This window comes from Nocardiopsis deserti (genome assembly GCF_008638355.1).
Taxonomy (GTDB): domain Bacteria; phylum Actinomycetota; class Actinomycetes; order Streptosporangiales; family Streptosporangiaceae; genus Nocardiopsis; species Nocardiopsis alborubida.
On sequence record NZ_VWVS01000017.1, the window covers coordinates 1 to 26,326 of the forward strand.

Sequence of the window (26,326 nt, forward strand, 5' to 3'; positions counted from 1 at the left end):
ACCGAGCTCAGGATCGTGACCACGGTCGAGATCGACTCGCTGCCCAACCTGGTCACCAACGTCTCCCCCCGTGAGACCGCCACCCCCGAGTGCGACGAGATGCTGGCCAACGGCAACTATGTCGAGGGTGTGGGCTACGCCCTGGCCACCCTGGGCGACATCGACAACGTCTACAACTACGTGGACGCCGGTCACCACGGATGGATCGGTTGGGAGGACAACTTCACCGCCTCGGCCGCGCTGTTCTACGAGGCGGCCAACGCCGCCGGTGCCACCCCGGCCGACGTGCACGGGTTCATCGCCAACACCGCGAACTACTCGGCGCTGGTGGAGGACAACTTCGCCATCGGCGAGACCGTCGCGGGCACGCCGGTGCGCCAGTCGGAGTGGGTGGACTGGAACCAGTTCACCGACGAGCTCTCCTATGCCCAGGCGCTGCGCGAGGAGCTGGTGGGCCAGGGCTTCGACTCCGGTATCGGCATGCTCATCGACACCTCCCGTAACGGGTGGGGCGGGCCGGACCGCCCGGACGGGCCGGGGCCGTCCACGGACGTGAACGCCTACGTGGACGGGGGCCGCTACGACCGCCGCCTGCAGGCCGGGAACTGGTGCAACCAGTCCGGTGCGGGTCTGGGTGAGCGTCCCCAGACCGAGCCGGAGCCGGGTATCGACGCCTATGTGTGGATGAAGCCGCCGGGTGAGTCCGACGGGTCGAGCGAGTTCATCCCCAACGACGAGGGCAAGGGCTTGGACGGGATGTGCGACCCGACCTATGAGGGCAACCCGCGCAACAACTACAACATGAGCGGCGCGCTGCCCGACGCTCCGCTGTCGGGGCACTGGTTCTCCGCGCAGTTCCAGGAGCTGCTGGCCAACGCCCACCCGCCCATCCAGTAGGACCGACCACCGCCAGGCGGTGCGGTGGGTACGAGGGGTGCCCGTCCGACACGGGCGGGTACCTCCGCTCCGCACTGCGCCCCAGAATCCCCCGGGGCGGTCCGGCCCGCCCCGGGCCCCGGGAACTTAACGAGTAGTCACCACGGTTGCACCCGTTGTCTGCGTGTGTCATGGGTGTTAACTTCGCCCCACGATGCCTGGGAGCGCTCCCGCAAGGCGTGCGCAAATCAGGCGTCCGAATTCCGGAAAACCACCGGACGCGCACCGGCCCGACCCCGGGCAACGAGCCGCAGGTCACAGCGTCGTACCCGGCTCCCTCCCCCCACACCCGCACTCCGGCCCGCCGCCTCCCCCTCGGAGAGCTCCGCCCCGACGCCGTCCTCCGGCGCGCGGCGCCCGCGGTGGGGAACGGAGAACCTGTCCGAGGAGGACACGTGACCACCCCCCGCCCCGGCCCGCGCCGCACGGCGCGCTGGCGCAGACCCGCGCCCGCGCTCCTCGGTGCGGTGCTCCTAGCCGCCCTCCTTCCGGCCTCGCCCGCGCAGGCCGCACCGATTTGCTCCGTCGACTACCAGCTCAACGACTGGGGCTCGGGCTTCACCGCCGAGGTCTCGGTCACCAACGAGGCCGAGTCCGTCTCCAACTGGACGCTGGGCTGGGAGTTCTCCGGCAACCAGAGCATCAGCAACAGCTGGAACGCGCAGGTCTCCCAGAACGGCAGCTCCGTGACGGCCAGCGGCCCCTCCTGGGCGCCCGGCCTCGCCTCCGGACAGACCGCGACGTTCGGCTTCCAGGCCACCTACAGCGGCGCCAACGAGGTACCCACGGAGTTCACCCTCAACGGCCTGGACTGCGCGGGTGAGGACGAGGAGCCCGAGCCGGAGGACCCGACCCTGGTCGTGGACCCCGACTCGGTCACCCTGGAGCCCGGCGGCGAGGCCGCCTTCGACGTGGCCCTGTCCGAGGCGCCCGCCGAGGACGTCGCCGTCAGCGTGGAGCGCACCTCCGGCAGCGAGACCCTGTCGGTGGCCTCGGGAGCCTCGCTGACCTTCGGCGACGCCGACTGGAGCACCGCCCAGGAGGTGACGGTCGCCTCCTCCGGCGACGGCTCGGGCGAGCCCGCCCAGGCCGAGTTCACCGTCTCCGCCGAGGGCTACGACCCCGTGGTGGTCACCGCGCGTGAGCTCTCCGGCGCCGCCAACGCCTACGAGGAGGAGTTCCTCACCCAGTACGACAAGATCAAGGACCCCGACAGCGGCTACTTCCGCGAGTTCGACGGCCTCCTCGTGCCGTACCACTCGGTGGAGACCCTGATCGTGGAGGCGCCCGACCACGGCCACGCCACCACCTCCGAGGCCTACAGCTACTACCTGTGGCTGGAGGCGACCTACGGCAGGATCACCGGTGACTGGGAGCCCTTCAACTCCGCGTGGGAGTCCATGGAGGCCTTCATCATCCCGGGCACGGCCGACCAGCCCACCAACGGCTCCTACGACCCGTCGGCCCCGGCGACCTACATCCCCGAGTCGCTCGACCCGAGTGACTACCCGATGGCGCTGGACGACTCGGTCGAGGCGGGGCAGGACCCGCTCGCCCAGGAGCTGAGCAGCACCTACGGCACCGACGAGGTCTACGGCATGCACTGGCTGCTGGACGTGGACAACACCTACGGCTACGGGTTCTGCGGCGACGGCACCGACGACGCCCCCGCCTACATCAACACCTTCCAGCGCGGCTCCAACGAGTCGGTCTGGGAGACCGTGCCGCACCCGTCCTGCGAGACCTTCGAGCACGGCGGCGAGAACGGGTTCCTCGACCTGTTCACCGACGACGACAACTACTCCGAGCAGTGGCGCTACACCAACGCCCCCGACGCTGACGCGCGAGCCGTGCAGGTGGCCTACCTGGCGCACCAGTGGGCCTCGGAGCAGGGCAACGAGGGCGCGATCGCCGAGAACGTCTCCAACGCGGCGATGATGGGCGACTACCTGCGCTACGCCATGTTCGACAAGTACTTCAAGGAGATCGGCGACTGCGTCGACCCCCAGTCCTGCCCGCCCGGATCGGGCAAGGACTCCGCGCACTACCTCATGGCCTGGTACTACTCCTGGGGCGGCGCGCTGGAGAGCGCCGAGTACCCCTGGGCCTGGCGCATCGGCGGATCCTCCGCCCACCAGGGCTACCAGAACGTGATGGCGGCCTACGCGCTCTCGGAGGTGTCCGCGCTCCAGCCGGAGTCGGCCACCGGAACCGAGGACTGGGGCACCAGCCTCGACCGTCAGCTGGAGTTCCTGGAGTGGCTCCAGTCCTCCGACGGCGGCATCGCGGGCGGCGCGACCAACAGCTGGGAGGGCACCTACGCCCAGCCGCCCTCGGGCACGCCCACCTTCCACGGCATGTTCTACGACGAGAAGCCCGTCTGGCACGACCCGCCGTCCAACCGCTGGTTCGGCTTCCAGGTCTGGGACATGGAGCGGGTGGCCGAGTACTACCGCATCACCGGCGACGAGCGCGCCGGGGGCATCCTGGACGACTGGATCCCCTGGGCGATCGCCAACACCACCGTCGGCGAGAACGGCGAGTTCGCCATCCCCGCCGACATGGAGTGGAGCGGCCAGCCCGACACCTGGACGGGCGAGTCCACGGGCAACCCCGACCTGAGCGTCGAGGTCGTCTCGCACGGACAGGACGTCGGCATCGCCGCGGGCCTGGCCAAGACCCTCATGCACTACGCCGCCGCCACCGGTGACGCCGAGTCCCGCGCGACGGCCGAGGGCCTGCTCGACGCCCTCCTGGCCAACCAGGACGACCTGGGCGTCGCCGTTCCCGAGACGCGGGCCGACTACGCCCGCTTCGACGACGAGTTCGGCGCCCCCGACGGCGGCCTCTACATCCCCGAGGGATGGACCGGCCAGATGCCCAACGGGGACACGGTCGACTCCGACTCCACGTTCCTGTCCATCCGGTCCTTCTACGAGGACGACCCGAACTGGCCCCAGGTCGAGGAGTACCTCAACGGGGGGCCGGTGCCCGAGTTCACCTACCACCGCTTCTGGGCGCAGGTGGACGTGGCCACAGCCCTCGCCACCCACGGCGAGTTGTTCGGCGACGGCGCCTGACCGGCCGTAGCCGCACGGGGGCGGGCGCCGACGGCGCCCGCCCCCACCCCACCCCCACCGAAGAAAGGAACACCATGTCGGTCACCAAGGGGCGAAGACGGCTCCGGGGAGGGGCCGCGGCCGCGGCCGCCCTCGCCCTCAGCCTCGTCACGGGCGGCCTGGCCGCCGCCGCGCACGCCGAGAACACCCCGCTCCCGGCGGAGGAGGCGGCCCGGGCGCAGCAGGCCACCCTGCGCGAACTCGCCGACCAGCGCGGGCTGCGCATGGGCACCGCGGTCGGTTCGCAGTACCTGAACCAGGCGGACTACGCGCGGACCGCCGCGAGCGAGTTCAACTCCGTCACCCACGAGAACGACCTCAAGTGGGAGACGGTCCAGCCCCAGCCGGGGCAGTTCAACTGGACCAACGCCGACCGCATCGTGGACTTCGCCCAGCAGAACGACCAGCTGGTCCACGGCCACACGCTGGTGTGGCACAGCCAGCTGCCCCCATGGGTGAGGGACGGCAGCTTCAGCGAGGACCAGCTGCTGGACGTCATGGACACCCACATCAGCACCACCGTGGGGCGCTACCGCGACGACATCGCCACCTGGGACGTGGTCAACGAGCCCATCGGGGACGACGCCCGGTTCCGCGACTCGGTCTTCTACCGGACGCTGGGGGAGGACTTCATCGCGGAGGCCTTCCGGATGGCCGACCGGGCTGACCCCGACGCCCGCCTGTTCATCAACGACTACAACATCGACGGGATCAACGCCAAGAGCGACGCCTACTACGACCTGGTCCGGGACCTGCTGGCGCAGGGCGTGCCGATCGACGGCATCGGCTTCCAGGGCCACCTCATCGCGGGACAGGTCCCCTCCAGCATCCAGCAGAACATCCAGCGCTTCGTGGACCTGGGCCTGGAGGTGATGATCACCGAGCTGGACATCCGCATCCAGATGCCCGCCACCCAGCAGAAGCTGGAGCAGCAGGCCAGGGACTACGACCAGGTGGTCAACGCCTGCTACGCGGTCGACGGGTGCTCCGGCGTGATCGTGTGGGGCGTCACCGACGCCTACTCCTGGGTCCCCGACACCTTCGAGGGCCAGGGCGCGGCGCTGCCCATCGACGGGAACTACCAGCCCAAACCCTCCTACTGGTCGATCCACGAGGCGCTCGGCGGCGACTCCGGCCCCGGTCCCGACCCGGATCCGACCGATCCGCCGTCGGGTGAGTGTGAGGCGGTGTACTCGGTGACCAACCAGTGGCAGGGGGGTTTCCAGGCGCAGGTGACGGTGACGGCGGGTGCTGCTCTGTCGGGGTGGACCGTGGAGTGGACCTTCGGTAGCGGTGAGAGTGTCTCGCACGCCTGGAACGCGTCGGTGTCCGGTAGCGGTGGGAGTGTGGTCGCGACGGACGCGGGTTACAACGGCACGCTTGCGGCGGGGCAGTCGACCTCCTTCGGGTTCGTCGGCAATTCCAGCGGCGGTGTCTCCACGCCCGAGCTGACATGCAGCGGCTCCTGACCGGCGGCTGACCCCGTCCGCGGGGAGGACCGGAACCGAACGACGCTGACGCGACCGCCCCGGAACAGGCCGCGCCTGTGTCAGGACCGGGCGCCGGGGGACCGCAGCCGCCAACCCCCGGCGCCCACCCGGTCCCCGCCCGCGAAGGCGGGAGCCCCGCAACACGACAACGTTGTCCGCCCCTCTACCTGGAGCCCCCCATGGTCAAACGCCTGCTGATCGCCCTCGGGTCGGTCATCACCCTGGTGGCCGCACTGCTCGTGCACTCGCTGCCCGCGCACGCCGACACCGGCTTCCGCGTCAGTGACGGCCGCCTCGTCGACGCCGCCGGAAACGACTTCGTCATCCGCGGCGTCAGCCACGCCCACACCTGGTACACCCAGGAGACCCAGTCGTTCGCCGACATCAAGTCCCTGGGCGCCAACGCCGTCCGCGTCGTGCTCAGCAGCGGCCAGCGCTGGACGGAGAACACCGCCGCCGACGTGGCCAACGTCGTCGACGAGTGCAAGACCAACCGGCTGATCTGCGTCCTGGAGGTGCACGACACCACCGGCTACGGTGACCAGGCCGGGGCCGCCACGCTCGACCAGGCCGTCGACTACTGGCTGCGCGTCCAGGAGGCCGTCGAGGGCGAGGAGGACCACATCCTCGTCAACATCGGCAACGAGCCCTACGGCAACGACGCCGCGATCAACCAGAACTGGGCCGCCGACACCAGCGACGCCATCAACCGCCTGCGCGACGCGGGCTTCGACCACACCCTGGTCGTGGACGCGCCGAACTGGGGCCAGGACTGGGCGGGCGTCATGCGCGACAACGCCCAGTCGGTCTTCGACTCCGACCCCGACGCCAACACGGTCTTCTCCGTGCACATGTACGGCGTCTACCAGCAGGAGTCGACGATCGTCTCCTACCTGGAGCACTTCGTCGACGCGGGCCTGCCGCTGATCGTCGGCGAGTTCGGCCACGACCACTCCGACGGCAACCCCGACGAGGACGCCATCATGTCCCACGCCGAGCGCCTGGGGCTGGGGTACATCGGCTGGTCCTGGAGCGGCAACGGCAGCCCCGTGGAGTACCTGGACATGGTGGAGGGCTTCGACGTCAACAGCCTGACCCCCTGGGGCGAGCGCATCTTCACCGGCCCCGACGGCATCGCCGCCACCGCCGAGGAGGCCCCGGTCTACGGCGGCGCCCCCGAACCGACCGACCCGCCCACCGAGGAGCCCACGGACCCTCCGTCGGGTGAGTGTGAGGCGGTGTACTCGGTGACCAACCAGTGGCAGGGGGGTTTCCAGGCGCAGGTGACGGTGACGGCGGGTGCTGCTCTGTCGGGGTGGACCGTGGAGTGGACCTTCGGTAGCGGTGAGAGTGTCTCGCACGCCTGGAACGCGTCGGTGTCCGGTAGCGGTGGGAGTGTGGTCGCGACGGACGCGGGTTACAACGGCACGCTTGCGGCGGGGCAGTCGACCTCCTTCGGGTTCGTCGGCAATTCCAGCGGCGGTGTCTCCACGCCCGAGCTCACGTGCAGCGGCTCCTGACCTGTCCGCGTCCTCCGTAACCCGATGACCCTGCGACCCAGTACCCCCGTAACCCAGTACCCCCGTAACCCAGTGATCCCGCAACCCGGTGACCCCGTAACCCGGTGACCCACCGCACCCGCTGATCCCGCTGAGGGAACAGACGACCCACCCCCGGCCGCACCGCCCCGGTGCGGCCGGGCACCCCCCACAGAGATTGGAGTGGCCCATGCGGTCACGCAGCACCCTCGCCATGGCCGTGGCGCTCGGCGGCCTCGCCGTCGGCACCACCGTCGTCGCGCTGCCCGACGCGGCCCAGGCCCACGGCGCGTTCACCTACCCGGCCAGCCGCACCTACGCCTGCTTCCAGGACGCCACCGGCGGCAGCAGCGGCGGCGCGCTCCAGCCGACCAACGACGCCTGCGCCGACGCGCTGGCCGAGGGCGGCAACTACCCGTTCTGGAACTGGTTCGGCAACCTCATCAGCAACTCCGACGGACGCCACCAGGAGTTCGTGGCCGACGGCGAGCTGTGCGGCCCCACCGACAGCTTCTCGTCCTTCAACGCGGTCCGCGCCGACTGGCCGACCACCGAGCTGCCCGCCAACACGACGGTGGAGTTCCACCACAACGCCTGGGCCGCGCACCCGGGCACCTTCTACACCTACGTCACCGAGGACGGGTTCGACCCCGCGACCGACGCGCTGACCTGGGACTCCCTGGAGCTCATCGACGAGGTCACCGACCCGCCGCTGCGCAGCGGCGGCGTCGCCGGAGCCGAGTACTACTGGGACGTGGACCTGCCCGACAAGGAGGGCCAGCACATCATCTACGTGGTGTGGGAGCGCTCCGACAGCCCCGAGGCGTTCTACAACTGCTCCGACGTGGTCTTCGAGGGGGGTTCGGGCGGCAACCCGGACCCGGACCCCGAGCCCGAGCCGGAACCCGAGCCGGAGCCGGAGCCGGAGCCCGAGCCCACGGACCCGCCGCAGGGCGAGTACTGCACGGCCGAGTACACCGTCCTCAACGAGTGGCAGGGCGGCTTCCAGGCCGAGGTCGAGGTCACCGCGGGAGAGAACGGGACCGACGGCTGGATGGTGGACTGGGTGTACGCCAACGGCCAGGCGGTCAGCAGCGCCTGGAACGCCTCGCTCGTCAACCACGGCGCCCACTTCGAGGCCACGAACGCCGCGCACAACGGCGCGCTCGCGGCCGGGGAGAGCGCCAGCTTCGGGTTCACCGCCACCTCGGGGAACGTGAACATCGAGCCCCAGGTGTCCTGCCAGGAGCCGTGACCTGACCATCCCGGAGGGACCGTTGCCCCCCACGTGAGGGCCGCAGAGGCCCGCGCGGTCCCGGCGCCACGGTACCGAACGCTGTTCGGTACCGTGGCGCCATGAACACCGCGAAGATCTACACCTCCTGCCAGGAGCGCATGCTCGCGCTCGCCGACGACCTGACCGCGGAACAGCTCGCCACCCCCGTGCCCGCCCTGCCCGCGTGGACCGTCCAGCAGACCTACGCCCACCTGGCGGGACTCTGCGCCGACGTGCCCGCGGAACGGGTCACGCCCCCGGCCGACGACGCCGTCACTGCCCGCCAGGTGGTCGAGCGCGAGCACCTGGACATCGCCGGGCTCTGCGCGGCCTGGCGCGAGGACACCCCGGCGCTGCTGGAGGTCTTCGCCACCCGGACCAGGGCCCGCTACTCCCTGCCCGCGGTCGACGTGTGGCACCACGAGAACGACGTCCGGGGCGCCCTGGGGATGCCCGCCCAGCCCGAACACGCCGACGAACTGGCCGCCTTCGTCCTGGGCGCGACGGCCCGCGCGTGGTCCCCGGACCTGCCCGGGGTGCGCGTGACGGCGACGGACACCGGCCAGGAGTGGGCCTTCGGCGAGCGGGCCGACCTGGAGTGGTCGGCCACGGCCTTCGAGTTGCTGCGCGCCGTCACCGGCCGCCGCAGCGCCGCCCAGACGCGCGCCATGGACTGGAGCGGCGACCCCTCGGGCGTCCTGTACCGCTTGTCGGCCTTCCCCTTCCCGAAGGTGGACCTGCGGGTCTGACGGGGGAGGGGCGGGTCCGGTCCCCGCCGGGCGGGGGAGCGGTCCGCAGCCGGCCGGGGAGGTTCCGTGCCGGTCAGGGCGGGATTTCCCGCTGCGCTCGGCCCCGCCGCTCAGGAGCGGCCCCCACCGGCCGGATCCGTCGGTCGGTCAGGGCCGGTACGGGATCCGGTCGACGGCCCGTACCTCGCCCAGCGTGGACCACTCGTTGCGGCCCAGCCGCGCCAGCGGGCGCAGCAGGGTCGCCTCGGGGTGCCCGTCCACCAGCACCGACTCGTCCACGGCCGCCCGCACCACCCGGCCGAACACCACCGTCGAGTCGCCCAGGCCCACCGTCGAGTGCAGCACGCACTCCAGCGCCACCGGGGAGCCCGCCACCCGGGGCGGGCGCACCGACGCGCTGGGCTCGCGCCCGATCCCCAGCGCGTCGAACTCGCTCACCTCCGGCGGGTAGGAGGTGCCGCTGGCGTTGACCTGTTCCTGCATCGGCTCCGGGGCCAGGTTGACCACGAACTCGCCGGTCTCCTCCGCGTTGCGCAGCGAGTCCTTGCGCCGCACCGAGGTGAACTGCACGATCGGCGGCTGGGTGCACGCGACGGTGAAGAAGGAGTGCGGCGCCAGGTTGTCCACGCCCGCCGCGGACGTGGTGGAGACCCACGCGATCGGGCGTGGCAGGATCACGGCCGTCATCAGCTGGTAGAACGCTCGTCCGGGCAGATCATCCGGTGTCCATTCGGTACGCATCGGCATCGATTATCCCGCCCCGCGCCGAGCGGGGCGCACCATCCGGACCGCGCGGCGGGGCGGACCGCGCTCCGGGGGCGAACCCGACGCGGCGCCCCCGCCGCGCGGGCGCGGACTCCCGGGCCGGGCCCGCTTCCCCAAGTCCGGGGATCGGTGCCCCGCCGCGCGGTCGCGGCCCGCCACCGGTCCGCGCCCGCGCGTCCGGCTCACGCCGTGCGGTCGAACTCCGCCTGTCGCGGCGCCCCGGCCCGGCGCCACTCCATGCGCGCCCAGGGCAGGCGCAGCTCGGAGGTGCCGGTGACGTCCAGCGGCTTGAGGTCCTCCACCGCCTCGGCCTCCCTGTGGCGGGAGAACACCGACTCGGTGTAGCGGTGGCCGGTGTCGGCCGCGACGAACACCACCGTCCGGCCGGGGGAGAGGCCCAGCTCCCACCGGGCGGCCAGGTAGGCGGCGCCGCTGGAGAGCCCCGCGAACACGGCGTGCCGCCGGAGCAGGTCGACCGTCCCGGCCAGGGCCGCCGTGAAACCCGTCCAGTGCACGGTGTCGTAGAGGGTGTGGTCGACGTTGCCGAAGGGGATGGCGCTGCCGATCCCCGCGATGATGATGTCCCGGTCGGGCACGCCGTCGCTGGCGAAGGTGACGCTTCCGAACGGCTGCACCCCCACCAGGCGGGTTTCCGGGTCGGCCTCGCGCAGGTAGGTGACCAGCGCGCCGGTGGACACGCCGGTTCCCACACCCCCCACGAGCGTGAGGTCCGCGCCCGCCGTCTCCCGGCGGATCATCTCGGCGACCTCGCGGTAGCCCAGGTAGTGGACGGGGTCGTGGTACTGGCGCATCCAGTGGTGGTCCGGGTGGGCGGCCAGGACCTCCCGGACGCGGCGTACCCGGCGGCTCTGGTCCAGGCGAAGGTCGTCGCTGGGCTCCATCTGCTCCAGGCGCACGCCCAGGACCTCCAGCTGTACGCGCAGCGTGCGGTCCACGGTGGTGGAACCGATGATGTGACAGCGCAGTCCGTACCGGTGGCAGGCCAGCGCCAGCGCGTGCGCGTAGACGCCGCTGGAGCTGTCCACCACGGTGTCGCCGGGGCGGACGGCGCCGGTCTCGACGAGGTGGCGGACCGCGGCCACGGCCGAGAGGGCCTTGAGGGTCTCGAACCGCAGGCACAGCAGTCCGCCGCCCAGGTCGATGAGGTCGGGGCGGCCGATCGCGTCGGAGGCGTGCTCGTCCACGGTCGTTCTCCTTACTGGTGGCTGGGGGGGGGGGGGGGCCCCCCCCCGCCCGGGGAGGAGGTGTCGTGGGTGTTCAGGCCGCCGGGGTCGCCCGGTAGCGGTAGAGCCTCGTGGGGTCGGCGCTGAACTGGGAGAAGGGGAAGGGCTCGGCGGAGACTCCGTCGACTCCGCGGCCGAGGAAGGCGCGTGCCACCGCGCTCGCGCTCTGGGCGTAGACGTACAGGGGGACGCCGCGCTCCCGGCACCGTGCCAGGAGCGGGTCGAAGGTGCCGTTGCCGAGGGTCATGCCGGTGGCCACGACGGCGTCGGCCGCGTCGACCACCTCCTCCATGGACTCCGAGACGGGGTCGCCCCACCGGGTGGTACGCAGGTTGAGGTCGCAGGGCAGGCATTCGCCGCCGCGTTCGCGGATGGCGGCCACGAGGGGGTTGACGACGCCGATCAGCGCGATCCGCGCGCCCTCGGCGATGGGGACGAGGGAGGCGACGGCGGCGTCCCGTGCCTCCGCGCGCTGTTCGGGCGTCCCGGCCGGCAGGGTGACCGGCTCGGCCCGGGGGTCCTCGCGGTGCGGCGCGGTGTGGGCGAGGTGGGCGTCCAGGGCGGCCACCCGCAGGGGGAGGGGGCCCCGCGTGAGCAGTTCGGCCAGGGGGGCTCCCGAGGCCTCGCGGCACAGGTCCGGCGCGATCTGCCCGTCCTCGAAGGCGCAGGCCCCGAAGGCCCCGCCGACGCGGACGGCGACGTAGTGGTTGAGGTAGGTGGTGTCGCCCCCGGCCAGGCGGGTGCCGTGGTGGAGCCAGAAGACGCTGGTGGCCACGGTGTCGCCGACCCGGTCGGCGGCGTCGCGGAGGAGGTCGTCGAGGGTCATCTCCCGGTCTCCTCCCGGAAGCGGAACAGGTAGGTCAGGACCCCGTCGCCCCAGTCGTGCCGGTGGTGCACCTCTGCCCGGAAGCCGGTGGCCTCCGCGTGCCCGACGATGCGGCGCAGGTCGGCGGTGTTGGAGGCGATGAGGAAGACCTCCGCGCCGGGGGCCAGGAGCGGGCGCTCGGCCAGCTGCGTGAAGAACTTCTCCGTGACCGGCGCGCCCACGCACACGTTGCGCACGACGTCGGGGTCGGTGCTGACCGCCTGGCTGACCGCGGGCGGGTTGAAGGTGACCACGTCGACCGTGGTCCCGTCCGGGAAGCCCTCGAACATGTCACCGGTCACCGGGACGAGTTCGGTGGCGGTGCGCCCCTGGAGCAGACGGGCGAAGTTGCGGGCGGCGGCCCCGACGCTGGGGCCGTGGACGTCGGCGGCGTGGACCCGGCTGGCACCGCGGGCTCCGGCGGCGACGGCCTCCACGCCCAGGCCCACGCCCATGGCGGCGTAGCGCCGTCCGCGCACGTCGATGTCGTCCGCCAGGATGCGCTGGTGGACCATCCTGCTGGTGCCGCCGGGGAGGAAGACGCCGGGCGGTACCTCGAACTCCCATCCGTTCCACGTGTAGGAGCGGGTGGTGTGCAGGTCCTTTCTTGGCGGGTTGACGGCGAGGATCTGTTCGGCGGGCAGCGGTGGGGGCAGTTGGTCCACGAGGGAGCGGTCCACGGTCGTCCTTCCAAGGGGGTCGGGAGTAACACGGGACACCAACGGGGAGCGCCGGACGTTCTGAGTACCGGAGTCCGCGCGCTATTGTAGATAAAACGATAACCATTGTCATTAGCGGGGTCGGAGTTCGCGCCCCGGGGTGTGTCCGGTGGACACCGCCCGCCGCGAGAGGGGCGGGCCCTCCGGCGGACGCGCCCGGGCGGGGGCGGCGTCAGCGCCCCGCCGGTGACCACCTGTGGAGAGGACGTGGAGAGACCGTGGCCCACACCCAGCAGACCGGCGCCGGGCCCACGGCCCCACCGCGCGCGCACGTGCTCTCGGACCCCGCCTTCCTGCGCCTGTGGTCGGGAAGCACCGCCTCGGGGCTGGCCACGTGGGCCATGCCGTTCATCCTCGGCCTGGCCGTCCTGGACGGATCGCTCACCGCCATGGGGCTCGGCCTCCTCCTGGCCACCCGTACCGGCGGGTTCCTCCTCGCGCTGCCGCTCGGCGGCCTGCTGGCCGACCGGCTCTCCCGCCGCGCGGTGGTGCTGTGGGCCGGGATCCTCGCGGCGGCGGCCACGCCGCTGGTCGCCGCGGGGGTGGCGACCGGCGCCCTCGCGCTCGCGGCCGTCGCCGCGGCGGCCGTGGGCGCGGGCCAGGGAGCCTGTAGACCCGCCTTCCAGGCGCTGACGGCCGAGGTCGTGGACGAGCCGCGGCGCCAGCGCGCCAACGCGGCGCTCACCATCTCCGTGCGGGTCACCACCCTGGTCGCCCCGGGGGCGACGGCGCTGCTCTCCACGGTCCTGGGCGTGGACGCCCTCCTCCTGGTCACCGCCGCGCTGTGGGCGGTCGCCGCCCTGGCGCCGCCCAGGGGCCGGGCCGCGCCTGCGCCGCACGGAGGCGACGCCGCGCGCACCGCGCCCGCCCGCGGCCCCTCACTGGTCGCCGACTTCCGCGAGGGGCTGCGCGAGGCCCGGCGCCACACGTGGTTCCTCGCGGGGCTGGGCGCCCTGACGGCGGTGATCGCCACCGGGTACTCCGCCACGGGCGTCCTGCTCCCCGTGGTCAGCCGCGACACGTACGGCACCGAGGCGGTGCTGGCGGGCGCGCTGACCGCCTACACCGGCGGCGCGCTGGCCGGGGCGCTGCTGATCGGGCGCTGGCGCCCCGCCTCCCAGGGGTGGGTCGCGCTGGCGGGCCTGGCCCTGTACGGCCTCGCGCCGCTGAGCCTGCTCCTCCCCGTGGGCCCGTGGACGGTGTTCGCCGCCTACGCCCTGGCGGGGGTCGGGATCGAACTGTTCAACGTTCCCTGGTTCACCGCCGCCCAGCGCGAGGTCGCGCCCGACAAGCTCGCCCGCGTCTCCTCCCTGGACTTCCTCTTCTCCTACGGCCTGGCCCCGGTCGGGCTCGCGCTGATCGCCCCGGCGACCCAGGCCTTCGGCGCGGAGGCGGTCCTCACCGTGTGCGCCGCCCTCTGCTTCCTGGCCCCGGGAGCCGCGGCGCTCGCCCCCGGCGCGCGCCACTTCGCCATGGGAGACCGGAGGGTTCCGCGGGCGGCCTGACCGGAAGGGGCCCGGGGGCGGGACCGGTCCCCTGGGGTTCTGGCGTGCGACGGACAGGGCGCGGTGTCCGACCGGTGCGCGCGGTGGCGGACGCGGTCCGCGGACGGCGGCGAGTCGCGGCCCTCACCGAGGTCAACGGACGTCGGCCATGAGGGCACGGGTGCGGGCCGGAGCGGAGGCGGGCAGAGTCGCGACGAGGTCGGCGAGGGAGACCGCGTCGAGGCTGCTTCGCCACGCCTCGTGGGCCTCGGCCATCTTCGCGGCGAGCACACAGGTGTGCCGGCAGTCCTCTGGCGGCAGCGCGCCCCGGCCCCGGCGACGGATCTCGCGGCACTCGTAGGGCGAGGACGCGCCGTCGACCGCCTCGACGATCTGGAGCATCGTCGTCTCGGCCGCCGGACGGGCGAGCCGGAACCCTCCCCGAGGCCCGGTCGTCGCGGTGAGCACGCCCGCCTTGACCAGCGGTTGCAACTGCTTGGCGAGATAGGGCGCCGGGAGGTCGAAGTAGGCCGCGAACTGGGCGGCCGAGGCGGTGGCCCCCGGTTCGAGCTGTGCCAGCGTCGTGGCGCAGTGCAGGATCCATTCGGTGCTCACGGGCAACTTCATGGGTCGATCCTATCGAAGCTATTGCGGACCCGTGAAGTCCGAGATAGTGTCCGTCGTCATCGGAACAGCGGACAGAGGAGAGCACCATGCGCATCGCCGTCGCCGGAGCGACCGGGAACATCGGTTCCCTGACCGCCGCGGCCCTGGAACGGGACGGGCACGAGGTCGTCCGCGTCAGCCGCTCGCTCGGCACGGACCTGGAGAGCGGCCGGGGGCTCGACGAGGCCCTCAGCGGGGTGGAGGCGGTCGTCGACGCCGTCAACCACGCCGGCACCGACCGGTCCGAGGCGGTGGCCTTCTTCGGCACCACCACGCGCAACCTGCTGAGCGCGGAGGAAAGAGCCGGCGTCCGCCACCACGTCCTGTTGTCGATCGTCGGAATCGACAGGGTCCAGGGCAACCCCCACTACGCGGGCAAACGCGAACAGGAGCGCCTGGTCGCGGAGGGGCCCGTGCCGTGGACCATCGTGCGGGCCACGCAGTTCCACGACTTCGCCGCCATGGTGGCCGGCTGGACCGAACGGGACGGTGCCGCCGCCATCGCTCCGCTGCTCGTCCAGCCGATCGCCCCGGCCGACGTCGCCGACGTCCTGGCCGAGACGGCGGTGGGCCGGCCCCGGGGGCGCTACCCCGATGTCGCCGGGCCCGAGACGCAGGACCTCGTCGACATGGCCCGGCGCACCCATGAGGCACGCGGCCGGAAGGTGCGGCTCGTCCCGACCTGGTCGGGGCCGTTCGGCCCGGAGATGGCCGGCGACGTGCTGCTGCCGGGTGAGGGCGCGCGCCTCACAGCGACCACCTTCGACGAGTGGCTCGCCCGACAGGGATAGGCGGCGTGCGCGCTCCGGCCCGGACGAGTGGCCGGACCGGAACCGGGCATAGAGGGCGCATGGAACTGATCACGGTGGAGGACGTCCGTGCCGCGCGGGAGCGCCTACACGGGGAGGTGGTGCTCACCCCGCTGACGGCGGGCCCCGCCGGAGGGCCGCCGTTCCTGCTCAAGCCCGAGAGCCTCCAGCCCACCGGGGCCTTCAAGCTCCGCGGCGCCACCAACGCCGTCGCCCTGCTCGACCCCGCCCAGCGCCGGAGCGGCGTGGTGACCCACTCCTCGGGCAACCACGGCCAGGCGCTCGCCCACGCCGCCGCCCGGCACGGGGTGCCCTGCACCGTCGTCGTCCCCGAGGGCGCGCCCGGGGTGAAGGTCGACCGCATGCGCGCCCTCGGCGCCCGCATCGTCATGGTCGCCCCCCAGCGGCGGGAGGCCACCGCCCGGCGGCTCCGGGACGAGGAGGCGCTCGCCCTCGTCCCGCCCTTCGACGACCCGCACGTCATCGCGGGACAGGGCACCGTCGGCTTGGAGATCCTGGAGCAGTCGCCCGAGGTCGCGACCGTCGTCGTGCCCGTCGGCGGAGGTGGACTGGCCTCGGGGGTGGCCACCGCCGCGCTGGCCGCCGGAGGTTCGCGCCGCGTCCGCGTCGTGGGGGTGGAGCCCGAACTGGCCGCCGACGCCGCCGAGAGCCTGCGCGCCGGGAGCCTGGTCACCTGGTCGCCCGAGCGCACCCACCGCACCATGGCCGACGGGGTGCGCGTGTGCCTGTCCGAGCTGACCTTCGCCCACCTGCGCGCCCGCCTGGACGAGGTCGTCACCGTGACGGAGGAGGAGATCGCCCGCGCCGTCGCGGCCCTCGCCCACGGGGCGCGCCTGGTCGCCGAGCCCAGTGGGGCCCTGGCCGCGGCCGCGGTCCTGGCGGGCCGTGTGCCCACCGCGCCCGGCTGCCCGCAGGAGACGGTCGCGGTCGTCTCGGGGGGCAACGCCGACCCGGAGCTCTTCGCTCGCCTGGTCGCGTGAGCGGCGTGAGTGGCGTGAGCGGACCGGGTGGACCGGGCGGACGTCGTCACCGGAGGCCGGGCGGGGCCGGGGGCACCGCCCTCCGCGCGAGCGGAGCCGGTCTCAGGCGCGGGAGCCCCCGCCTCCGGCGGGCCCGCTCCCGTTCACCCGGTCCCGCTCGCCCGTGCGCGCCGTGACGGGGGTGCCGCGCACGGCGGCGGAGCGCGCGGCACGGTCCTCGCGGCGGCGCATGGCCATGTCCGACAGGGCGGCCAACCCGAAGGCGATGACGACCGCGGCGACGATCAGCACGGTCCACAGCGCGGTACCGAAGGATTCGGGGTCGATCATGGGTGCTCCGAGGGGATCGGGGGTTGGGCGTGCCGACAGCACAACCGTAATAGGGGTTAACTTTCAGGCCGATTGCCAGCGGCAGTGAACTGCGTCATACACGCGTCGCCGCACGTCCGCACGCACGCGCACACGACGAGGGGCTCGGAACGGCGCCGCGGCACCGTCCCGAGCCCCTGCCGCACAGGCCCGAAGCCCCTACAGGATCGAACCGGGGGAGTAGGCGGCCGCCTCCGGGTGCGCGGCCACGATCTGGTCGATCCGCCCCACCACGGCGGCCACCTGGTCGGCGGCGGCGCCGGTGAAGGTGATCCGGTCGGCCAGCAGCGCGTCCAGCTCCGCGCGGTCCAGCGGGAAGCGCCCGTCCCCGGCCAGGCGGTCCAGCAGCCGGTTGCCCACGCCCTCCTGGCGCATGGCCAGGGCCGAGCCCACGGCGTGCTCCTTGATCAGCTCGTGGGCGGTCTCGCGGCCCACCCCGGCGCGCACCGCGGCCATGAGCATCTTGGTCGTGGCCAGGAACGGCAGGTAGCGGTCGAGCTCGGCGGAGACCACCGCGGGGAAGGCGCCGAACTCGTCCAGCACCGTCAGCATCGTCTCGACCAGCCCGTCGAAGGCGAAGAACGCGTCCGGCAGGGCCACCCGGCGCACCACCGAGCAGGACACGTCGCCCTCGTTCCACTGGTCCCCGGCCAGCTCACCGGCCATGGACGCGTATCCGCGCAGGACCACGGTCAGCCCGTTGACCCGCTCGCAGGAGCGCGTGTTCATCTTGTGCGGCATGGCCGAGGAACCCACCTGGCCCTCGGCGAACCCCTCGGTGACCAGCTCGTGCCCGGCCATCAGGCGGATGGTCTTGGCCAGCGACGAGGGACCGGCGGCCAGCTGCACCAGCGCGGTCAGCACCTCGAAGTCCAGCGAACGCGGGTAGACCTGGCCCACGCTGGTGAACCGCTGCTCGAACCCGAGGTGGGAGGCCACCTCGTCCTCCAGCGCGGTGAGCGCGGCGCGGTCCCCGCCCAGCAGGTCCAGCATGTCCTGCGCGGTGCCCACCGGGCCCTTGATCCCGCGCAGCGGGTAGCGGGAGATGAGCTCCTCCAGCCGCCCGTGGGCGACCAGCACCTCGTCGGCGATCGACGCGAACCGCTTGCCGAGCGTCGTGGCCTGCGCCGCCACGTTGTGGGAGCGGCCCGCCATCACCGTCCCGCCGTACTCGGCCGACAGCCTCCCCAGCCGGGCCAGCAGCGCCACCACCCGGTCGCGCGCCAGCAGCAGGCTGTCGCGCACCTGGAGCTGCTCGACGTTCTCGGTCAGGTCGCGCGAGGTCATGCCCTTGTGCACGTGCTCGTGCCCGGCGAGGGCGTTGAACTCCTCGATACGGGCCTTCACGTCGTGGCGGGTGACCCGCTCGCGCTCGGCGATGGAGGCCAGGTCCACCTGCTCCAGGACCTTCTCGTAGTCCTCGACCACACCGGCGGGGACGTCCACGCCCAGACGCGCCTGGGCGCGCAGCACGGCCAGCCACAGCCGCCGCTCGGCGACCACCTTGTACTCGGGGGACCACAGCCGGGTCAGCTCCGCGGACGCGTAGCGGGCAGCCAGGACATCAGGGATCAGCGGTTTCGCACTCACGTCGTCCGACCCTATCGTCCTGAGCTGCGGCGCACGCGCGGCCACTCCCCCCGAAGGCCCGGGCCCCCTCCCAGGACCCTCCGCGCCGGGGCCCCGGTTGCCCGGGGGGTAGGGCCAGCCCCACCCCCGACCCGGTGGCACAGCTGATTCCCGCCTGGGCCGGGTCTGCCTAACGTTGGGCCATGACCACTTCCGTGGAGTCCCCAAGCGCGCCGCGCACCCTGTTCCAGGCACTCGGGACACGGCGTTTCCTGCTCACCTCCTGGCCCTGGCGGGGCCTCGCCTACAGCGGCAGCACCGCCCTGGTGGCCTTCGCCCTGTTCTTCGCCGCCTCTCCCGTCCTGGCCCCCTGGGTGGCGCTGTTCATGGCGTGGACCGGAGGGATCCAGGTCTCCGCCGACTACGCCGGGATCGTGCTGGTGCTGGCCCTGGGCCTGGTGTTCACGTTCCTGTTCGGCCCGCTGGTCGCCATCCCCCTGGGCACGCTGGAGCGCTGGCGCCTGGGCCTGGTCGGGGACGGCCCCCGGGGGAGCGGACACCGCGAGCCGGTCCCCGGGCTGTGGGGGTGGGCGCGCACCCGCTACACCGAGGCCGCCACCTGGCGGGAGGTGGTCTACGCGGGGCTGATGCTCCCCCTGGCCGGGGTCACCGGCATGCTCACGGGCTTCCTCCTGATGCTCGTGATCATCCTGGTGTCCGGACCGTTCCTCCTCGACGACGTCCCCGGCTCCGTCGTCGACCTCGGCCCCGTGACGCTCACCTCCAGCGCCGAGGCGGCGCCCTACACCCTCCTGGCCCCGCCGCTGCTGGTCGCCCTGCTCTACGTGTCCGCGGCACTGGCGTGCCTGCACTCCCTGCTGGCCCGCACCCTGCTGGTCGGCCCGCCCAAGGGGGTCCTGCACGCCGAACTCAACCAGGTCACCGAATCGCGGGCCCGCCTGGTCAACGCCTTCGAGTACGAGCGCCGCCGCATCGAGCGCGACCTGCACGACGGCGCCCAGCAGCGGCTCGTCGCCCTGTCCATGGACCTGGGCGTGGCCCGCCTGGACCTGGAGGAGGGCAGCGAGGCCGACCAGCGCGTGGTCGCCGCCCAGACCAAGGCCGACGAACTCATCACCGAGCTGCGCGAGCTGGTGCGCGGCATCCACCCCCGGGTCCTCACCGACCGGGGCCTGTCCGCCGCCCTGGAGGAGCTGGCCGACCGCTGCCCCGTGCCCGTGACGGTGCACGCGCGGCTCGGCGGACGCCTGCCCGCCCACGTGGAGGGCACCGCCTACTTCGTGGTCGCTGAGGCCCTCACCAACGTCTGCAAGCACACCGAGGCCAACGCCGCCACCGTGCACGCCAGCACGGCCCCCGGTGCACCGGGCCGCGCCGACACCCTGGTGGTCGAGGTCACGGACTACGGCGCGGGCGGCGCCGACCCCGCCCGCGGGTCCGGGCTCACCGGCCTCAAGGACCGCGTCGCCGTCATGGGCGGCACAATGGAGCTGTCCAGCCCCGAGGGTGGACCTACCCGAATCCGAGTGGAGCTTCCGTGCGGCCCCGTTCCCCCGACACCGCTGGTGTGATCCCCGACACGCCCCCGGTCCCCACCGTCCTGGCCGAGGACGGCGTCCTGCTCAGAGAGGGCCTGCTCGGAATCCTGGAGCGCTTCGGCTTCCCCGTCGTGGCCTCGGTCGGTGACGCCGAGGCGCTGGTGTCGGCCGTCGCCGAGCACGAGCCCGGCCTCGTGGTCACCGACATCCGCATGCCGCCCGACTTCACCGACGAGGGGCTGCGGGCCGCCGTCCGGCTGCGCCGCGAGCGCCCCGGTCTGGCGGTGGTCGCGCTGAGCCAGTACGTGGAGCTGAGTTACGCCACCGACCTGCTCGACTCCGGGAACGGCCAGGGCGTGGGCTACCTGCTCAAGCAGAGGGTGGGCGACGTCCGCGAGTTCGCCTCCGTGCTGCGCCGGGTGGTGGACGGTGCGACCTTCGTCGACCCCGAGGTGGTCCGCCAGCTGCTGCGCCGCCGCGCCGACCCGCTGGAGCGCCTGACCCCGCGCGAGCGCGAGGTCCTCGCCCTGATGGCCGAGGGCCGCTCCAACGGGGCGATCGCCCGCCAGCTGGTGGTCAGCGACGCCGCCGTAGGCAAGCACGTGGGCAACATCCTGGCCAAGCTCGACCTGCCCCAGGACGACGGGGTGCACCGCCGCGTCCAGGCGGTCCTGGCCTACCTGCGCGGCCGCCCCGCCTGAGCCGGGGCCGTTCCCCGCACGGCGGGGACGGCACCGCCGGTGACCGCTCCGACCGGCACGGTCACCGACGGTGCTGGGTGCTCAGTCGGACTCGGCCGCGCACCAGTCGATCATGACGGCGGTCTCCTCGCCCACGACCCAGCCGTCGTGCCCGGGAGGGATGAAGACGACGTCGCCCCGCCCGAACTCGCGCTCGGTTCCGTCGTCCATGCGGCAGGCCAGGGTGCCCGAGACCACGTAGCCGCAGTGGGTCCTCATGCAGCTGTCCGTGCCCTGGAGGGGCCGCAGGTGCTCGGACCAGCGCCAGCCGGGCCTCAGGGTCAGGCGCGTGACCGCCCGTCCGCCGACGCGGACGACGTCCATACGCCCCCGCTCGAACTCCTGGGTCTGCTCGGCCCCGTCGAACCGGGCCCCCTGGAGGGTGTCCACGGACCCCTCGTCCCAGGCCTGGACCACGGACTCGTGCACGATGCGCCCGTCCCGCAGGTCCAGCATGGCCATGCTCATGACCTTGCCGCCGTCGGGGTAGGTGCACCGCTCGGTGACGGCGACGTGCTCGCCGTCGGACACGCACCGGAGCACCTCATGGGTCATCTCGCTCGAACAGACGTCCCGCAGGGCCTGCCCGATCTCCTCCCTGCCGCGCAGGACCGTCGGGGCGCTGGGAGGGGTCCGCCGGTCGATCATCTCCATCCGGGCGTCGTCGCTGTACTGGGCCGCCATCGCCTCGGCGTCGGCCGACTCCACGGCACGGACGTACCGGTCGGTGTCGAAGGACGGGTGGGCCTGGGGTGGGGCGGACATGGCTCGCCTCCTCGGCTCCCGGTGACCGCCCGCGGATCGGGCGGTCCCACCACCCAGACTGCTCCTGGGTCGTCCCCCGGTTCGCCCAAGGCCCGGTCACGAGTCGGCCGAGTCGCGGACCCGCCGGGAGGCGGGGGAGCACCGGACCTATCGTGGAGGTGCAGAACCGTCACGGTGCGAACTCCCCCCGCAGCCCGCAGGAGACCGGATGCAGCCGACCGTCGCCGCCCCCGAGAGCGTCACCTGGAAGATCCACCTGGACCGGTCGATGTGGGTGGCGGGCGTGCGCGCCCTCATGCTCCAGGCCCTGCACCCCGTGGCCATGCAGGGGGTGTGGCAGCGCTCGGACTTTCGCTCCGACCCCACCGGCCGCCTGATGCGCACCGCCCACTTCGTGGCCGTCACCACCTACGGCAGCCCCGCCGAGGCGGACGCGCTCGGCGAGCGAATCCGCCGGGTGCACCGCGCGCTGTCCTTCACCGACCCGGCCAGCGGCCGCCTCCACCGGGTCGACCAGCACGACCTGCTGGTGTGGGTGCACTGCGCGGAGGTCTCCTCCTACCTGGAGAACGCCGTGCGCGCGGGCGTCGCGCTGACCGCCCGCGACGCGGACCGCTACCTCGACGAGCAGTCGCACACCGCCGCCTACGTGGGCCTGTCGCGCGAGGACGTGCCGCGCTCGGTCGCCGACCTGCGCCGCTACCTGGCCTCGGTCCGGCCCGTTCTGCGCGCCACCCCCGAGGCCCGGCAGGCGGTGCGCTTCCTGCTGTGGCCCAAGGTGCCCGAGCGCCTGTCCTGGCTGGCCCCGCTCAAGCCCCTGTGGTTCCCGGTCGGAGCCCTGTCCTACGCCACCCTGCCCGCGTGGGCGCGCCGCGCCTACGGGGTCCTGCCCGAGATGCCCGGCGGGGACGCGGCGGCCACCGCGTCGCTGCGGGCCCTGCGCGCGGTACTCAACCGGGTGCCCGAGCGCTACTACAACCTCGTCTTCGACGAGTCCACCGTGCGCAGCGCTGAGGAGGCCAGGCAGCGGCTGCTGGAGGCCGGGTACGAGGTCGAGAACGGGTTCCGGGCGATGCGCGCCCGCACCCTCTTCCGGGCGCCCGCATCCGCTTCCGTGCAACCTGTAGACCGTTGATGGGATGACATGTCCTGAGTCAGTGGTCGTAGGCGTTGTTTGCTGCGGGCGGCCACGTTTTCCACAGGTGGTGGTTGGGGGTGTTCCGGGATGGGGCGGGGGTGGTTTCCTGGAAATAGGGGGGATCCCACCCACGTGCGTTTCGGCATGCCCTCAACCGGCCGACAACAGGAAAAGAATCCCTCAACCGGCCAACGGCGGAAAAGAACAAGGAATTGAGGGGTAGGGAGGGGCCGCCAACAGGGCCCCTCCCTACGCCATTCCTGCCAGGGGTTGTTGGCGGCAACGAAAGCGCGCCTGCTGCCGCGCAAGGGCGCGGGGATGCGGAGAAACGGTCAGCGTCCGGCGGGGGCGGGGGTGTCCGACGAACAGCGGCACCAACGGCGGGAGCCACTGACGGAGGGCGACCAACGCCCAGCGTTCGGGGGGTTGGGCTCTGCTGCGTCGGCACCAACGACAGGCGAACCCTCCAGCCTCGGATAGCGCTCTTGGCTCCTGTGGTCGAGGCGGGCGACGGTGGCACCAGCGGCGAGCGATCGTTTCGGCCGCGCATTTTTGGGTGCCTTTTGGTCCTCCCTAATTGTGGATTTCCAGTCAGGGGCGGACCTCGGGAAAGAAAGACGAAAAGGCGGGGAATTCGAGGCTGTGAATAGTGGAACAATGGCGGGCACTGGCTTATAATAAGAGGTATGGAGATGATGCTTGCAGCGCCCGACGTGGCCCCCGGGGAGTGCTCCCCGGTCGTGGCCGCGCTGGCCGGTGCGCGCGAGATCATCGACCAGGCGTGGAGCGGGGAACTGCCGCCGGGGGCGGACGAGAGTGCGGCTGAGGAAGTCGCCGCCCTGTGGGCGCAGCTGGACCAGCTCCGCTACCAGGCGCTGGCGCGGATGGCGGGTTTGTACGCGCGGGGTGAGGTGGCCCGCTACAGCGGTTACTCCACGTTGGACAAGTGGCTGGTTCACCACGGCAAGATGCCTACCGGTCAGGCGAAGGATTTGGCGCGTTTGGCCCAGCACGTGCATGAGGAGACGCTGCCTGCCACCACTCAAGCGGTGGCTGAGGGCACGGTGGCGTTGGGTGAGGCGGTGGCGATTGCCAAGGCCACCGACACAGCCGTCCAGACCCGCGACGCCCAGCATTTCCCCGACGAGGCGGAATACCGCCAAGGATTTGAGTCCGCTCTGGTGGCCGCCAAGAGGGAGCGGCCTGCGTTGTCGGTGAACCAGCTTCGGTCGGTGGCCCGTCAGGTCGCCTACCGTATGGACCCGCACCGCCTGGACCGCGACCACGAGGCCGCTCACGCTGGGCGTGGCCTGAGCGTGCACGACACGTTTCAGGGCAGCTACCAGTTGCAGGCCTGGGGCGGGGTCGGGGACGCGTTGATCGTGCGCGCGGCCATCGACACCTTCACCACCCCACCGAGTGAGGACGACACCCGTACCCGGTCCCAGCGTGAGCATGACGCGCTCATCGCGGCACTGCGCTTTGCCACCACCCACACCGGATGCGACAACGCCCCTGCCCCGTTGGTACAGATCCGCATCGTCGTACCGGTGCAGACCTACCTGGACGCTCAGGGCCAGGAGAGGCCCGCTCTGGACGAGCGCGGCCGGGTGGTTCCGGCCGGGGTGGTGCACGAACTCGCGGGGGACGCTGAGGTGGTGCGGATGCTCACCGCACCGCCCACCGGCCAGGTGCTGGATGTGGGTCACAGCCGACGGTTGGCCTCAGCCCGACAGCGCACGGCGGCCTTCCACGGGCATGCCACGTGTGCGCACCCGGGCGGGTGCGAGGTGCCGGTCTCGTTCTGCCAGGCCGACCACGTCACCTCGTTCTCCCGGGGCGGGCGCACGGTGGTGGCGAACCTGCAACCGTTGTGCGGGCCGCACAACCGGGCCAAGTACCAACGCGAACTGCGCACACACCAGCAACACCACCAAGCCCGTGCCGGAACGCGAGGACGGGAGCGAGGGCACCCGCCCGACGGGGACCCGGACCCACCGCCCCGGGAATGACCCCCGGCCGTGCCGAGCCCTGGCATGCCCGCGCCCGACACGCAGCCCGCGCCCCACACCCACCGTCGTCGCTGCCACCGTCGCCCACCCCCACCACCGGGGGTCGGCACCGCTGCCCGAGGCCGGAGGGACCGCTCGCCTTTGGTGCCAACGCAGCAAAGCCCCACCACCCCCGAACGCCAAGCGTTGACCGCCCTCCCGCACCACCACGCGGCAGCTGGTGCCGCTGCCTCGGCCATCATCAGCGGGTGGGGCGTTGGGCGGAGTCCCCAGATACCCGCTGCCTTCGCTGCCACCGCAGCACACCTCCACCACCCCCGAACCCCGGGCGTTGATCGCGCGCTCCGGTACCGCACACTCTGGTACCGCGCACTCCGGTACCGCAGACCTCGGCACTGGGCACTTGGGTGACCGCGTTGGGTCCCCTGGGCCCATACGAGAACACCGCGCCTGAGTAACGTGGAGGCAGTTCCCGAAGGGAAGGGAGCCAGCCGTGAAGCGCCGCGTACGCCAGTACAGCCTCGTCATGGGAGTGTGTCTGCTCCTGTTCGCCGGAGCGCTGCCCGTCTACTACCTGTTCGGCACCGGGTGGGCGGTGGCCATGTGCGCGGTGGCGTCGGTCCTGCCGCCGGTGGCCGCGGCCCTGGGCAGCATCGCCGACCCCGACGACCCGGCGGACCGCGACAACAGGTACGGGCCCAACGCCGACTGACCGCCCGCGCCGACCTGGCAGGGCGCACGGCCCGTGTCACGGGTCCGGTGATCCCGCACGTAGTATTTCGGCGAAACCGGGTATTCCGGCGAAACCGGGCACCGTACGCCGCTACGGCGTCGGGAGGCCCCGTCCGCCACGGGAGGAACGCGTGACCCACACCAGTGCCGAAGGCGTCGCGGCGGATTCGCGGACCAGTGCGGTCCGCATGCTGCGCGTGCGCCACGACGACCCGCGGGTGCGGGGACTGCTCGCCGGGCTGCTGGAGGAGTACACCGAGCGCTACGGCGCCGAGGGCGCGGCCAGTGAGCTCGCGCGCTATCCGGTGACCGAGTTCGCCGCTCCCCACGGCCGCCTGGTGCTGGCCGAGCTGGACGGGGAGATCGTCGCCGGAGGGGCCGTGCGCCCCTACAAGAAGGACCGGGCGGCCATGGCCGACACCGCCGAGTTCAAGCGCGTCTGGACCTCGGGGCGCCACCGCCGCCTCGGACTGGCCAGCCGGGTGATGACCGCCCTGGAGGAGGCCGCCCGCGACCTCGGCTACACCCGGGTCCTGTTGTTCACCGGTCCCGCCCAGCCCGAGGCGGTCGCCTTCTACACGCGGATCGGCTACCGGCCGGTGGACCCGGCCGACATCGACGAGCTGCCCCACCGCACGGCCATCCCCTTCGCCCAGGACCTCGTCTGAGGCGGCGGACGCCCGGCCCTCGGAAGGGGCTCCCCTCGGGGGGCTCCCCTCGGGAGTGACTCCCACGGCCGGTGCACGGCCGTGCCCGGCGGGCGCCGGTGCGGCCCGCCGTG

The 26,326-nt window shown here is 72.7% G+C and carries 22 protein-coding genes and 1 pseudogene; 15 read left to right on the plus strand and 8 right to left on the minus strand.

Annotated features, from left to right (window positions below; translation table 11 throughout):
- The 6 genes from FYW99_RS22825 to FYW99_RS22850 all read left to right on the plus strand — a co-directional run.
- Window positions 1-897: glycoside hydrolase family 6 protein (locus FYW99_RS22825; protein ID WP_190394766.1), on the plus strand; the 897-nt coding region annotated here is incomplete at its 5' end.
- 434 nt (window positions 898-1,331) lie between these two features.
- Window positions 1,332-4,016 (plus strand): glycoside hydrolase family 48 protein, encoded by a 2,685-nt coding sequence (locus tag FYW99_RS22830; protein WP_150254086.1) that lies wholly within the window; start codon window positions 1,332-1,334, stop codon window positions 4,014-4,016.
- 74 nt (window positions 4,017-4,090) lie between these two features.
- The gene (locus tag FYW99_RS22835) at window positions 4,091-5,524 is read left to right on the plus strand and encodes an endo-1,4-beta-xylanase (protein ID WP_150254087.1); all 1,434 of its coding nucleotides are present in this window, start codon (window positions 4,091-4,093) and stop codon (window positions 5,522-5,524) included.
- A gap of 200 nt (window positions 5,525-5,724) precedes the next feature.
- Window positions 5,725-7,065, plus strand: coding sequence for a cellulase family glycosylhydrolase (locus tag FYW99_RS22840; protein WP_150254088.1), 1,341 nt, complete (start codon window positions 5,725-5,727; stop codon window positions 7,063-7,065).
- 208 nt (window positions 7,066-7,273) lie between these two features.
- Window positions 7,274-8,338, plus strand: a complete 1,065-nt coding sequence (locus tag FYW99_RS22845) for a lytic polysaccharide monooxygenase auxiliary activity family 9 protein (protein WP_150254089.1) — start codon at window positions 7,274-7,276, stop codon at window positions 8,336-8,338.
- Between the two features lie 101 nt (window positions 8,339-8,439).
- On the plus strand, window positions 8,440-9,108 hold the full coding sequence (locus tag FYW99_RS22850) for a maleylpyruvate isomerase family mycothiol-dependent enzyme (protein WP_150254090.1): 669 nt from the start codon (window positions 8,440-8,442) through the stop codon (window positions 9,106-9,108).
- Window positions 9,109-9,255: 147 nt separating this feature from the next.
- Here the strand turns inward: FYW99_RS22850 and FYW99_RS22855 are convergent, their stop codons facing one another.
- The 4 genes from FYW99_RS22855 to FYW99_RS22870 form a co-directional block, all read right to left on the minus strand.
- Window positions 9,256-9,849 carry a flavin reductase family protein gene (locus FYW99_RS22855; RefSeq protein ID WP_150254091.1) on the minus strand — a complete coding sequence of 198 codons (594 nt, stop codon included), beginning with the start codon at window positions 9,847-9,849 and terminating at the stop codon, window positions 9,256-9,258.
- Window positions 9,850-10,055: 206 nt separating this feature from the next.
- Complete coding sequence (locus tag FYW99_RS22860) at window positions 10,056-11,078, minus strand: pyridoxal-phosphate dependent enzyme (protein WP_150254092.1); 1,023 nt, start codon at window positions 11,076-11,078, stop codon at window positions 10,056-10,058.
- A 73-nt stretch (window positions 11,079-11,151) separates the two neighbouring features.
- Window positions 11,152-11,943 carry a Rossmann-like domain-containing protein gene (locus tag FYW99_RS22865; RefSeq protein ID WP_150254093.1) on the minus strand — a complete coding sequence of 264 codons (792 nt, stop codon included), beginning with the start codon at window positions 11,941-11,943 and terminating at the stop codon, window positions 11,152-11,154.
- Window positions 11,940-12,662: a class I SAM-dependent methyltransferase gene (locus FYW99_RS22870; RefSeq protein ID WP_150254094.1), complete on the minus strand. Its 723-nt coding sequence runs from the start codon at window positions 12,660-12,662 to the stop codon at window positions 11,940-11,942. The genes FYW99_RS22865 and FYW99_RS22870 overlap by 4 nt, the downstream gene beginning before the upstream one ends.
- Before the next feature lie 257 nt (window positions 12,663-12,919).
- Between FYW99_RS22870 and FYW99_RS22875 the strand changes: the two genes are divergently transcribed.
- Window positions 12,920-14,206 (plus strand): MFS transporter, encoded by a 1,287-nt coding sequence (locus FYW99_RS22875; protein ID WP_150254095.1) that lies wholly within the window; start codon window positions 12,920-12,922, stop codon window positions 14,204-14,206.
- Window positions 14,207-14,338: 132 nt separating this feature from the next.
- On the opposite strand, the gene FYW99_RS22880 is transcribed toward FYW99_RS22875, so the two are convergent.
- The gene (locus tag FYW99_RS22880; protein ID WP_150254096.1) at window positions 14,339-14,812 is read right to left on the minus strand and encodes an RrF2 family transcriptional regulator; all 474 of its coding nucleotides are present in this window, start codon (window positions 14,810-14,812) and stop codon (window positions 14,339-14,341) included.
- Between the two features lie 86 nt (window positions 14,813-14,898).
- Here FYW99_RS22880 and FYW99_RS22885 point away from each other — a divergent pair, with 86 nt between their 5' ends.
- Both FYW99_RS22885 and FYW99_RS22890 read left to right on the plus strand, forming a co-directional pair.
- Window positions 14,899-15,642 carry an SDR family oxidoreductase gene (locus tag FYW99_RS22885; RefSeq protein WP_150254097.1) on the plus strand — a complete coding sequence of 248 codons (744 nt, stop codon included), beginning with the start codon at window positions 14,899-14,901 and terminating at the stop codon, window positions 15,640-15,642.
- A gap of 59 nt (window positions 15,643-15,701) precedes the next feature.
- Window positions 15,702-16,661 carry a threonine ammonia-lyase gene (locus FYW99_RS22890; RefSeq protein ID WP_150254098.1) on the plus strand — a complete coding sequence of 320 codons (960 nt, stop codon included), beginning with the start codon at window positions 15,702-15,704 and terminating at the stop codon, window positions 16,659-16,661.
- Window positions 16,662-16,763: 102 nt separating this feature from the next.
- Here the strand turns inward: FYW99_RS22890 and FYW99_RS22895 are convergent, their stop codons facing one another.
- Both FYW99_RS22895 and purB read right to left on the minus strand, forming a co-directional pair.
- Window positions 16,764-16,991, minus strand: a complete 228-nt coding sequence (locus FYW99_RS22895; protein ID WP_150254099.1) for a histidine kinase — start codon at window positions 16,989-16,991, stop codon at window positions 16,764-16,766.
- Between the two features lie 198 nt (window positions 16,992-17,189).
- Window positions 17,190-18,620, minus strand: a complete 1,431-nt coding sequence (gene purB / locus FYW99_RS22900) for an adenylosuccinate lyase (RefSeq protein WP_150254100.1) — start codon at window positions 18,618-18,620, stop codon at window positions 17,190-17,192.
- 182 nt (window positions 18,621-18,802) lie between these two features.
- On the opposite strand from purB, the gene FYW99_RS22905 reads away from it, so the two are divergent.
- Together FYW99_RS22905 and FYW99_RS22910 are read left to right on the plus strand one after the other, a co-directional pair.
- The gene (locus FYW99_RS22905; protein WP_150254101.1) at window positions 18,803-20,191 is read left to right on the plus strand and encodes a sensor histidine kinase; all 1,389 of its coding nucleotides are present in this window, start codon (window positions 18,803-18,805) and stop codon (window positions 20,189-20,191) included.
- A complete protein-coding gene (locus tag FYW99_RS22910; RefSeq protein ID WP_150254102.1) occupies window positions 20,158-20,859 on the plus strand; it encodes a response regulator in 702 nt (233 codons plus the stop codon). The genes FYW99_RS22905 and FYW99_RS22910 overlap by 34 nt, the downstream gene beginning before the upstream one ends.
- Before the next feature lie 81 nt (window positions 20,860-20,940).
- On the opposite strand, the gene FYW99_RS22915 is transcribed toward FYW99_RS22910, so the two are convergent.
- Window positions 20,941-21,663, minus strand: coding sequence for a nuclear transport factor 2 family protein (locus FYW99_RS22915; RefSeq protein ID WP_150254103.1), 723 nt, complete (start codon window positions 21,661-21,663; stop codon window positions 20,941-20,943).
- A 208-nt stretch (window positions 21,664-21,871) separates the two neighbouring features.
- Here FYW99_RS22915 and FYW99_RS22920 point away from each other — a divergent pair, with 208 nt between their 5' ends.
- From FYW99_RS22920 to FYW99_RS22940, 4 genes and pseudogenes are all read left to right on the plus strand, one after another.
- Entirely contained in the window at window positions 21,872-22,798 is a 927-nt protein-coding gene (locus FYW99_RS22920; protein WP_150254104.1) for an oxygenase MpaB family protein, read from the plus strand.
- Window positions 22,799-23,496: 698 nt separating this feature from the next.
- A complete protein-coding gene (locus FYW99_RS22930) occupies window positions 23,497-24,813 on the plus strand; it encodes an HNH endonuclease signature motif containing protein (RefSeq protein ID WP_150254276.1) in 1,317 nt (438 codons plus the stop codon).
- A gap of 487 nt (window positions 24,814-25,300) precedes the next feature.
- Window positions 25,301-25,525 (plus strand): annotated as a pseudogene (locus FYW99_RS22935) (hypothetical protein); the annotation flags it as partial.
- A 151-nt stretch (window positions 25,526-25,676) separates the two neighbouring features.
- Window positions 25,677-26,213: a GNAT family N-acetyltransferase gene (locus FYW99_RS22940; protein ID WP_150254107.1), complete on the plus strand. Its 537-nt coding sequence runs from the start codon at window positions 25,677-25,679 to the stop codon at window positions 26,211-26,213.
- Window positions 26,214-26,326 lie beyond the last annotated feature (113 nt).

What these genes read in the sequence shown, in the direction of transcription:
- FYW99_RS22835 (WP_150254087.1), top strand. Translation starts at nt 4,091, where the DNA reads ATGTCGGTCACCAAGGGGCGAAGACGGCTCCGGGGAGGGGCCGCGGCC.
- FYW99_RS22840 (WP_150254088.1), top strand. Translation starts at nt 5,725, where the DNA reads ATGGTCAAACGCCTGCTGATCGCCCTCGGGTCGGTCATCACCCTGGTG.
- FYW99_RS22845 (WP_150254089.1), top strand. Translation starts at nt 7,274, where the DNA reads ATGCGGTCACGCAGCACCCTCGCCATGGCCGTGGCGCTCGGCGGCCTC.
- FYW99_RS22850 (WP_150254090.1), top strand. Translation starts at nt 8,440, where the DNA reads ATGAACACCGCGAAGATCTACACCTCCTGCCAGGAGCGCATGCTCGCG.
- FYW99_RS22855 (WP_150254091.1), bottom strand. Translation starts at nt 9,849, where the DNA reads ATGCGTACCGAATGGACACCGGATGATCTGCCCGGACGAGCGTTCTAC.
- FYW99_RS22865 (WP_150254093.1), bottom strand. Translation starts at nt 11,943, where the DNA reads ATGACCCTCGACGACCTCCTCCGCGACGCCGCCGACCGGGTCGGCGAC.
- FYW99_RS22880 (WP_150254096.1), bottom strand. Translation starts at nt 14,812, where the DNA reads ATGAAGTTGCCCGTGAGCACCGAATGGATCCTGCACTGCGCCACGACG.
- FYW99_RS22885 (WP_150254097.1), top strand. Translation starts at nt 14,899, where the DNA reads ATGCGCATCGCCGTCGCCGGAGCGACCGGGAACATCGGTTCCCTGACC.
- FYW99_RS22890 (WP_150254098.1), top strand. Translation starts at nt 15,702, where the DNA reads ATGGAACTGATCACGGTGGAGGACGTCCGTGCCGCGCGGGAGCGCCTA.
- FYW99_RS22895 (WP_150254099.1), bottom strand. Translation starts at nt 16,991, where the DNA reads ATGATCGACCCCGAATCCTTCGGTACCGCGCTGTGGACCGTGCTGATC.
- FYW99_RS22905 (WP_150254101.1), top strand. Translation starts at nt 18,803, where the DNA reads ATGACCACTTCCGTGGAGTCCCCAAGCGCGCCGCGCACCCTGTTCCAG.
- FYW99_RS22915 (WP_150254103.1), bottom strand. Translation starts at nt 21,663, where the DNA reads ATGTCCGCCCCACCCCAGGCCCACCCGTCCTTCGACACCGACCGGTAC.
- FYW99_RS22920 (WP_150254104.1), top strand. Translation starts at nt 21,872, where the DNA reads ATGCAGCCGACCGTCGCCGCCCCCGAGAGCGTCACCTGGAAGATCCAC.
- FYW99_RS22930 (WP_150254276.1), top strand. Translation starts at nt 23,497, where the DNA reads ATGCTTGCAGCGCCCGACGTGGCCCCCGGGGAGTGCTCCCCGGTCGTG.